The sequence below is a fragment of the Catenulispora rubra genome (assembly GCF_015356825.1).
Classification (GTDB): Bacteria; Actinomycetota; Actinomycetes; order Streptomycetales; family Catenulisporaceae; genus Catenulispora; species Catenulispora rubra.
Window position 1 is genome coordinate 1 of sequence record NZ_JAACYW010000390.1, and the last position, 9,218, is coordinate 9,218.

Below are 9,218 nucleotides of genomic sequence, written 5' to 3' on the forward strand. Positions count from 1 at the left end.
TGGAGGCGATGCTGACCTTCTGGGACAGGGTGTCGGTGTGGGTGGTGCCGTAGCCGTCGAGCCAGGCGTCGTAGCTGCCGGAGTGGGCGGGCTCGGAGGTGGTGTCGCTGTTGATGACACCGGAGGTGGCGGTCCACGGGGTGGCGCTACCGGTCTCGAAGCCGGGGTTGCCGAGCAGCTGGGCTGCGGTGCAGCCGCCGCCGGAGGCGTTGACGGTCCAGGAGAAGGTCGTGGAACCCGAGGCGGTGCCGGAGGACGCCGTTACGGTCACGGACGAGGTGCCGGTGCCGGTCGGCGTGCCGGTGATGGCTCCGGAGCTGCTGATCGACAGGCCGGCCGGGAGACCGGAGGCCGAGTAGGTCAGCGACTTGCCCGCCGAGTCGGAACCGGAGATCTGCAGGGTGCTGATGGCAGTGCCCTGAGTCGAGGTCTGGTTACCCGGGTTGGTCACCGAGACCGTCTCAGTGCCACCCGAGGGGTTGACCGTCCAGGTGAAGGAGGTCGAGCCGGAGGCGGTGCCGGACGATGCGGTCACGGTCACGGACGAGGTGCCGGTGCCGGTGGGGGTGCCGGTGATGGCTCCGGAGCTGCTGATCGACAGGCCGGCCGGGAGGCCGGTGGCCGAGTAGGTCAGCGACTTGCCGGCGGAGTCAGAGCCGGAGATCTGCAGGGTGCTGATGGCAGTGCCCTGAGTCGAGGTCTGAGTGCCGGGGTTGGTCACCGACACGGTCTCGGTGCTGCTCCCGGTCTGCAGGCCGGTGATGCCGTTGGGGGTGCCGATGCCGGTGGGGCCGTCGTAGCCGGTTTCGGCGGTGCACAGGTAGGCGGGGGTGCAGCTGCCGTCGTTGCCGGAGGTGATGTCGTAGAAGTTGGCGGTGTGCTGGTAGATGTCTTGGGCGGGGGTGGCGCCGGCGTTGCCGGCGAGGGCGAACATCGCGGCCACCATCGGCGAGGAGGCGGAGGTGCCGCCGACTTCGTTCCAGCCGGTGTTGCCGTTGGAGGTGTCGTAGACGGCGACGCCGGTGGCGGGGTCGGCGTCGGCGGCGACGTCGTTGTCGATGCGGTTGGAGCAGCCGGAGGGCAGGCTCAGTGCGGCCTGCCACGAGGGCTTGGCCTCGTAGGCGGAGCAGCCTGAGCCGGTGCCTTCGGAGCCGGTGGTGGTGTTCCACACCGATTCGGTCCAGCCGCGGGAGTTCGACGAGGTGGTCAGGTTGGTGCCGCCGACGGAGACCACGTTGGGGGAGGTGGCCGGGTAGCTGACGCCGTAGTCGGAGTCGCCGGCGGAGACGGTGGTGACGATGCCGGAGGCGTGGGTGAAGTAGCTGGAGTCTTGGGAGGTTTCGGTGGAGGATTCGGAGCCGCCCCAGGAGTTGGATATGTAGCTGGCCAGGCTGGCGGCGGTGTTTTGGGCGATGAACAGGCCGTTGCTGGAGTCGTCGTTGGCTTCGACCAGCACGATCTTGCACAGCGGGCAGATCGCCGAGGCCATGTCCAGGTCGAGCGAGGACTCAAGGGTCCAGTCGTCGCCGGCCGGCGGGGCCGAGGGCAGCGGCGAGGTCTGGCCGTTCTGGTTCACCTTGGTGAAGGTGCCTGCGGGCAGGCCGGCGGCCGAGCGGTACGCGGCCAGGTCGGAGGCGGCGTTGGCGTCGTCGTAGGCGTCGACCAGCGCGATGGTGCGGCCCGCGCCGTTCGAGGCCGCAGCCGAGGTCAGGTTGTAGGCCGACTGGAGCTGCGAGGGCCCGTACCCGACGCCGGAGGGGATGGCGTTCGGGGAGACCGCCGCCGCCGAGACGCCGACCCCGTTCCGCTTCAGGGCGAAGCAGGACTGGTGGCCGATCACGATCACGGCGGAGCAGGCGTGCGAGGAGCCCTGGTTCGCGGCCGTGACGGCCGGCTGTGAGGCGTGGGCGGAACCGGCGGCCTCTGCGGCGATCAGGTTTGCGGATGCCGAGGTGGTCGCGGCCGGGGCCGGGGAGGCGGTGGCCCCCGAGGCGCCGGCGACGGCCAGCGCGCTGCCCAGGGCAACGGCTGTTGCCAGGCGCGCGGTCGCGCGCAGGCGTGAACTGATTCTCACGGGGATGGTTTCCCTCTCGGTGTGGGGTGGCGGCACGCCTTGTCAGGCCCGCCGCCGTTCGGCAGGGGATGAGCCCGATCGATCTGGAGGGGAAATTAGCGCCAGGGAGATGGTCGGTCAACGGCCTCTCATATAAGTCTGTAGATACAAACCCACTCGCTACCGTAGAAGAGCTACGCGCCGGTAATAGCTTTCTGCCTGCGTACTTTTCTGTCAGGTCAAGAATCGGGGGTTGGTCGAGACCGGACGCGCGCCGCGTCCGGTACCAGCAGTGCTACGCCGCGTAGTACCTCAGGGTTCATATATCCGCTGCCCCCGGACTCGTCAAGGCCGGGGATCGGGTCAAGGATCGCCGCGTACCAAGGTGATGCGGCTGGTGTCGAAGACGCTGCGCGCGGTCGTCTTCGGCCCGATCACGACCGCCGCGAACAACGCCCGCAGCACCGCCGCCCGCCGCGCCTCCGGTAACCGCTGCCATTCGGACGCCGCGTCCGGCCCGGTGGCCACGCCGTCCAGCGCGCGGATGTCGCGCAGGTCCACCTGCCCGTGGTCGCGACGGAAACCGTCGAGGCGGCCGGCCGGCGCCTCGGCCCGTCCGCGCCGCATGCTGACCGGGCCGTCCAGGTCGATCGGGCCGTCCCAGCCGGTCAGCAGGTCTACCCCTGCTTCGCTGACGAAACGTTCCAAGGAGGCCGCGGCTATGTGGAGTTTGCAGGTGCGGGGCAGCGGACTGTTCAAGGAGGCGCAGGCGTACATCCGGTAGTCGCCGACGATCGAGCCGACCATGTGGACGTTGCACTGGCCGCAGATGACGAGCCCGGTCAGCAGGTAGTGGGCACGTTTCCGGTGCCCGGCATGGGCCGCGGCCCGCGCCGCCCGCTCCTTCTGCGCGCTGCGCCAGTCCTCGACGCTGACGCACGGCTCCCACGTCCCCGGACGGAGCCCGCCCTCCTCGCGGTCCACACTGCCGCGGAAGACCCGCAGCCCGGCGTACCGCGGCGCCAGCAGGATCCGGTCGATGCCGGTCGTGGTCCAGGTGCTGCCGGTGGAGGTCGGCACGCCGCGGGTGTTCAGGTCCCAGGCCAGGGCGCGCAGGCTCTCGCCGTCGAGGTACCGCGTGTAGATCTCCCGGACCACCCGCGCCTCGCCCGGAATCAGGGCCCGCATTCCCGTCTCGTAGCCGTAGGCGCGGCGGCCGCCGCCGTGCGGCTGTCCGGACTCCGCGGCCAGACGGTGCGCCGCGCGGACGGAATCCGACAGCGCCGCGGACGTGTGGCTCAGTTGGCGCGCTTGCTCAAGTACGGACCCGCGAATCTGAGGATTGCTCAAATCCACCGCATCGCCGAAACCGTGCAACGCCACCGATTTCGTCTTCGCCAGGGTCAGCAACTCGACCACGTCGGCGGGTCGATGGCGGATCAGCGTCGACGGCCGGAACACCAGAACCGTCCGCGCCCGGCCCTCCCGGACCGCCGTGAGCAGCGCGGTCCAGCCTGGCCGGTCGGATTCCGGCTGCCAGATCGCCCGCTGCCGGTCGGCGAACACCAGCTCCGACCGCACGCTGATGCCCAGCGTGGCGGCCAGCGCGCGGCCCTGCCGTTCCTGGGCGTCGATCGGCGCCTGGTCGGCGTCGGCCCGGTGCGGGACACAGCAGTAGAGTGCGCCGCGCTCCGCCTGATCTTGCTGCTCGGCCATGTCAGGACGCGACGGCGCTGGTGGTCACCTTCGTGGGCTGACCATCGGAGGAGACGGCGTTCTTCGGATCGCCCGAGGTACCGATCGGATAGGCGTATCCATTGACGCCTATGTGTACCCGCTGTCCGGTCGCCGGCGGCGCTTCCGCGACGTACGCGATCAGCGGCGGGCCCACGATGTGGCTGTCCTCCAGGGTCAGCTCGACGCGCCAGTCGGTGCCGCGGAACCGGGAGTCGAGGATCCGCGCCTCGGTGGTACCCGCGCCGTCCGCACCGAGCCGGAGCTGTCCGGGGCGCACCATGACCGTCGGCGATCCACCCCGGCTTTCGTAGCCGTCTTCCAAGGCCAGCGCACCCAGCGCCGTCTCGGCCACCTCGCCGCGCACGACCGCCGGCAGCAGGTTGGCCTCGCCGAGCGTCCGCGCGATCTCGGCGTCGGCGGGCCGGTGGTAGAGCGCGTGGCCGCTGTCGGCCTGCACGATCCGACCGGCGCGCAGCACCGCGATGAGGTCGGCGAACGACAGCGCCTCGTCGACGTCGTGCGTGACCAGGATCGCGGTCGCGCCCGCCGCGCGCAGCGTGTCGGCGACCTGGGCCCGCACCTCGGTGCGCAGCGCGGCGTCCAGGGCGGCGAACGGCTCGTCCAGCAACAGCAGCTCCGGACGCGGCGCGAGCGCCCGCGCCAGCGCGACGCGCTGCTGCTGGCCGCCGGACAGCTGGTGCGGATGCCGGTCTCCGAGCCCTGACAAACCGACCAGGTCCAGCAGTTCCTCGACGCGTTCGCGGCGGCCGGAACGCGGCAGGCCGAAACCGATGTTGGCGGCGGCCGACAGGTGCGGGAACAGCGCGCCGTCCTGCGGCACGTACCCGATGCGCCGGCGCTCGGCCGCGACCAGCGTGCGCTCGTCGTTCAGCACGCGTCCGCCGACCGCGACGGTCCCCGCGCTCGACCGGTGGAAGCCGGCGATCACCCGCAGCAGCGTGCTCTTGCCGCATCCGGAGGGGCCGAGGATGCAGGCCAGCGTCCCGTCCTCGACGGTGAGGTCCAGGCCGTCCAGGACCGCGGCGCCGCCGTGGCCCGCGCGCAGATCCGTGATCGTGAGTCCGCTCATGTCAGGCTTCTTCCTTCGACGGACGAGCAGGTCCGAGCGTGCGGCGGGTCAGCAGGACGACGGCCGGGACGGACAGGACGGTCATCATCGCCGCGTAGGGCGCGGCGGCGCCGTAGGCCAGGCCGGTGGTGTACGACCAGAACCGGGTCGCCAGCGTCTCGGTGCCGGTCGGGTGCAGCAGCAGCGTGGCGGTCAGCTCGGTGCTGGCGGTCAGCGCCACCATCGCGAACGACGCGGCCAGCCCCGGCGCGATCAGCGGGAGCGTGATCCGCCCCAGCACGACCAGGCGGCGCTGGCCCAGCGAGCGCGCGACGTCCTCGACCCCGTGCGGGACGTGGGCCAGCGAGGCCCGCACCGCGGTCAGCGCGAGCGGGAAGAACAGCACGACGTAGCCGGCGACCAGCATCGGAGGCTGCTGGTACCAGGGCTGCGCGTAGCGGATTGCGAAGAACACCACCGCCAGGGCCACTGCGATGCCTGGAAGAGCGCGCGTCAGATAAGCCAGGCGCACGATCCCGAACGACACGTGCCCCGGGTGCCGCCAGGCGAGCAGCGCGACCGGCACCGCCGCCGCGGTCGCCACGGCCGCGGTGACCAGCGCGTAGCCGGCGGTGGTCGCGGTCGCGGTCCAGATCGAGGCCGACGGCAGGGTGCTGGAGTTGCCCTTGGCCAGCCAGTATCCGAGGGCGTACACCGGGACGCCGAGGGTGGTTCCGACCACGGCGGCCAGGCCCACGACGGCCGGGATCCGCCCGGCGCCGAGCCGGATCGGGTCGGCGGGCCGGGCCGCCGCGCCCTCCCGCACCACGCGGCCCCGCCGCCGGCCGGCTCCGGCCTCGGCGCCGATCACCAGCACCGCCAGCACGATCAGCACCAGCGCCAGCACCGACGCCGAGACCGTGTCGAAGCTGGTCTCGAACTGCGTGTAGATCGCGGTGGCGAAGGTGGTGTAGCGGACCATCGCGAACGCGCCGTACTCGCCGAGCAGGTACAGCGACACCAGCAGCGCACCGCCGGCCAGCGCGGGCCGGGTCTGCGGGAGCGTCACCCGGCACAGGACGCGGCACCGGCCGTGGCCCAGGCTCCGCGCCACTTCTTCGGTGGCGGCGTCGCTGCGGCGCAAGGTCGCGGCCACCGGCAGGAACACCAGCGGGTACAACGAGGTGGTCATCACCAGCACCGCGCCCCAGAAGCCCTGGACCGCCGGGAACAGCGAGACCCAGCAGTAGCCGTGCACGAATTCCGGGACGGCCAGCGGCATCGCCAGCAGGACCGTGAAGACGCGGCGGCAGGGTATGTCAGTGCGCTGCGTCAGGAAGGCGGCGCAGAAGCCGAGCACCAGCGTCGCGGCCGTGACCGTGACGGTGAGCTCCAGTGTGTGCCACAGAAGCGTGGTGACCAGCGGCCGGCCCAGGAGCCGGCGGACCGAGTCCCAGCCGGACTGCCCGGCCTGCATCACCACGAACACCAGCGGGCAGCACACGACGAGTGCGACCGCGGCGGCGACCAGCGGAAGGACGAACGGAGCGCCGGAAGCCCGGCGACGCAGCGTCGCCGGGCCCAGCGTCTTCAGAAAAGAAGTCTGGCTCACGAAAGGAGGCCGACGCTCTGCAACAGGTCCAAAGCCTGCTTGCCGTCACCCAGGTCGGTGGCCGGGACCACGGGACCGGCGGCCGACAACGGCTTGTTCAGCTTCGCGGCGGTCACGTCGGCCAGCAGCGGGTACTCATAGCTCTGCGAGGTGGCGATGATCTGCTGCGCCGGCTGGGATACCAAGTAGGCAAGGAACGCCTGGGCCGCAGCCTGGTGCTTGCTGGAGGACAGGATGCCCACGCCGGAGACGTCGACCAGCGACCCCGGGTCCCCGGCGGCGAAGAAGGACAGCGCGCTGTGCACGGAGCCCGCGCCGACCTCGTCGCGCATGCGGTACCAGTAGTAGTGGTCCACGACGCCGCCGGCGATCTCGCCCTTGTTGATCGCGGCTATCAGGTCCTCGTTGGAGCCGTAGACCTTGCCGTTGGCCTTGAGGCCCTGCAGCCAGGTCTTGGCCGCGTCGGCGCCGACGGACTTGATCATCCGGGTCACGATCGGCGTGAAGTCGGTCTCGCTCGGCGCGATGCCGAGCTTGCCCTTCCACGCCGCGCCCGCCAGGTCCTTCACCGACGTCGGCAGCTGCGCGGCCGGCACCGAACCGGTGTTGTACGCGAACGCCGCGCTGCGGGCCGAGACGCCGACCCAGTCCCCGGCGGCCGCGCTGTCGGAGGCGGGCACCGCGCTCAGCGTGCTCGCGTTCACCTTCGTCAGCAGGCCCTTCTCCTCCAGCGTGGTCAGCGCCGGCGGGTTCTCGGCGAAGAAGACGTCCGCGGGGGAGGCCTTGCCCTCGGTGAGGACCTGGTTCGCGAGCTCGGCCTCGTCGCCGGAGCGCACGTTCACCGTGACCCCGGACTTGGTCTCGAAGTCCTTCACGAGCGCCTGCACGGTCTGCTGGTGCTGGCCGCTGTACACCGTGATCGATTGCCCGGCCACCGAGCCGCCCGCCGAGCCGCTCGATGAGGAGCCGCCACTGGAGCCACCCGCCGCCGGCTTCGAGGAGCTGCTGCTGCACGCCGCCAGCACCACGCTGGTCAACGCGGCCCCGAGGACCACCCCCGCCGACTTCCGACCGGACCGTACGGCACGCGTGAGCACCGAGAACCTCCCTGATGACGACGAACTGCCGGCGCGGTCGGCCGACGGGCGCTCGTGATGAGCCTAGGCACACCTTACTTAGGATTGCCTAAGCGAAGAAGAGGGGGGTGGAAGGTGGGCACTGGCGGCGGGGTGGCGCGCTCCGGCAGCGGTCCGGGATAGGCCGATCTGTTAGTGATGACTGAACTCTCGGCCATGACCGAATCCTCGGCGTAGCAATCGAATCGCCGGGTCTTGCCGCTTCTGCTCAGGCCGCGGACGACCGCCGTTCGGTGGAGGCTGGCGAGTCGATACGTTGCACGATCTTCTGCGCGTCCTGGCCGAGGCGGCGCAGACGTTCGGGGGAGAGGTTGTCGACCACGAGGTGGCGGACGAACGCGACGTGGGCCGGCGCCGCCTCCTCCATCTTGCGCATCCCCTCCGGGAGCAGGACGGCGTTGGTGAAGCGGCCGTCGCAGGGGTCTGGCTCGCGGCGTACGAAGCCCCGGTCTTCCAGCCGCCGGACCATGTGCGACAGGCGGGACAGGGAGACGCTGGCGTCTTCGGCCAGGTCGCTCATCCGCATCGTCCACGACGGGGTCTTGGCGAGCGTCGCCATGGTCATGTACTCGACCATGCTCAGGTCGGCGTCCCGTTGGAGGCGGCCGTCGATGGCCCACGGCAGTCTGGTCATCAACCGGACCACCGCGAGCCATGCGGACAGCTCTCCGGCGTCGAGCCAGAGCCCCTCGTGGGGGTCCGAGCTCACTGGCGGTAGCTTCCGTGCCGGAACTCCTCGACCAGGCTCGGACGCGTCGGACGCCAACCGAGTTCCCGCTGCGCCTTCTCCGCCGCGGTCGACTGGTCGAGCAGCAGGACTTCGGCGAAGTACTCACCGAAGCGGGACTTCGCCTCCTCGACTGATCCCGGGACCGCGCCCGGCGCGCCGACGGCGACCGCGACGGCTTCGGTGATCTCGGCGACCGTCGGGTTGCTGCCGTCGCCGAGGACGTAGTAACCGCGCGCGTCGTCGGTCTCCAGCGCCAGACGGAAGGCCGTGGCGAGGTCGGCGGCGTGCACCGTCGACCAGTGCTGGCGGCCGTCGCCGAGCATGATCAGCTTGCCGGACTCGTCGCGCGGGGAGCCGAGCAGCGCGCCCGGGACGGCACCGCCGCCGTCGCCGTACGCGACGCTGGACACCAGGATCGTCGTGCGCGGGCCGTCGGCGGCCAGGATCCGCCGCTCGATCGGCTCCTTCCAGGCCACCATGGCCGGCGCCCGGAACGGGGAGTCCTCGGTGATCGCGGTGTTGTCGCCGTAGACCCACAGGCCGCTGATCTGGACGTAGGGCTTGCCGGTGCCGGCGTAGGCCTCGATCACGGCGTCCACGACCGCGTTGTCCACGTCGGCGCTGGTGGCGTCGCCGGGGCTGGCGGTGTGCACGGCGCCGTCGGTGTCGGCGAGCAGCTGCGCGACCCGGGCCCGGTCGGCCAGGTCGACGACGACCGGGGTCGCGCCGTTGGCTTCAGCGGTCTTGGCGCCGGCTTCGTTGTGGACGAGCGCGACCACCTCGTGGCCGTGCTCGCGGAGCTCGGCCAGGACGTGCGAGCCGATGAACCCGGTGGCGCCGGTGAGTGCGACTTTCATGGTCTTCACCCTTCTGCGGGTTGG

Annotated in this window: 8 protein-coding genes; 1 reads left to right on the plus strand and 7 read right to left on the minus strand. The window is 71.2% G+C overall.

Features of this window, described 5'->3' with window-relative positions:
- The 5 genes from GWK61_RS49860 to GWK61_RS49880 all read right to left on the minus strand — a co-directional run.
- The coding region (locus GWK61_RS49860; RefSeq protein ID WP_194920829.1) for a putative Ig domain-containing protein at positions 1-2,074 on the minus strand (2,074 nt) is incomplete at its 3' end.
- Positions 2,075-2,416: 342 nt separating this feature from the next.
- Entirely contained in the window at positions 2,417-3,769 is a 1,353-nt protein-coding gene (locus tag GWK61_RS49865; protein WP_194920832.1) for a recombinase family protein, read from the minus strand.
- A gap of 1 nt (position 3,770) precedes the next feature.
- On the minus strand, positions 3,771-4,880 hold the full coding sequence (locus GWK61_RS49870; RefSeq protein WP_194920835.1) for an ABC transporter ATP-binding protein: 1,110 nt from the start codon (positions 4,878-4,880) through the stop codon (positions 3,771-3,773).
- A 1-nt stretch (position 4,881) separates the two neighbouring features.
- Positions 4,882-6,471: an ABC transporter permease gene (locus GWK61_RS49875; RefSeq protein ID WP_323748125.1), complete on the minus strand. Its 1,590-nt coding sequence runs from the start codon at positions 6,469-6,471 to the stop codon at positions 4,882-4,884.
- On the minus strand, positions 6,468-7,406 hold the full coding sequence (locus GWK61_RS49880; protein ID WP_194920837.1) for an extracellular solute-binding protein: 939 nt from the start codon (positions 7,404-7,406) through the stop codon (positions 6,468-6,470). The genes GWK61_RS49875 and GWK61_RS49880 overlap by 4 nt, the downstream gene beginning before the upstream one ends.
- Between GWK61_RS49880 and GWK61_RS60310 the strand changes: the two genes are divergently transcribed.
- Positions 7,387-7,626: a hypothetical protein gene (locus GWK61_RS60310; RefSeq protein ID WP_194920841.1), complete on the plus strand. Its 240-nt coding sequence runs from the start codon at positions 7,387-7,389 to the stop codon at positions 7,624-7,626. The genes GWK61_RS49880 and GWK61_RS60310 overlap by 20 nt on opposite strands.
- 189 nt (positions 7,627-7,815) lie before the next feature.
- Here GWK61_RS60310 and GWK61_RS49890 read toward each other — a convergent pair whose 3' ends face one another.
- Positions 7,816-8,316, minus strand: coding sequence for a MarR family winged helix-turn-helix transcriptional regulator (locus GWK61_RS49890; protein WP_194920852.1), 501 nt, complete (start codon positions 8,314-8,316; stop codon positions 7,816-7,818).
- Positions 8,313-9,218: NAD-dependent epimerase/dehydratase family protein (locus GWK61_RS49895; RefSeq protein ID WP_228564270.1), on the minus strand; the 906-nt coding region annotated here is incomplete at its 5' end. The genes GWK61_RS49890 and GWK61_RS49895, both read right to left, overlap by 4 nt.

Bases quoted from the DNA above. Each gene is read 5' to 3' on its own strand.
- GWK61_RS49865 (WP_194920832.1), bottom strand. From the start codon at position 3,769: ATGGCCGAGCAGCAAGATCAGGCGGAGCGCGGCGCACTCTACTGCTGT.
- GWK61_RS49870 (WP_194920835.1), bottom strand. From the start codon at position 4,880: ATGAGCGGACTCACGATCACGGATCTGCGCGCGGGCCACGGCGGCGCC.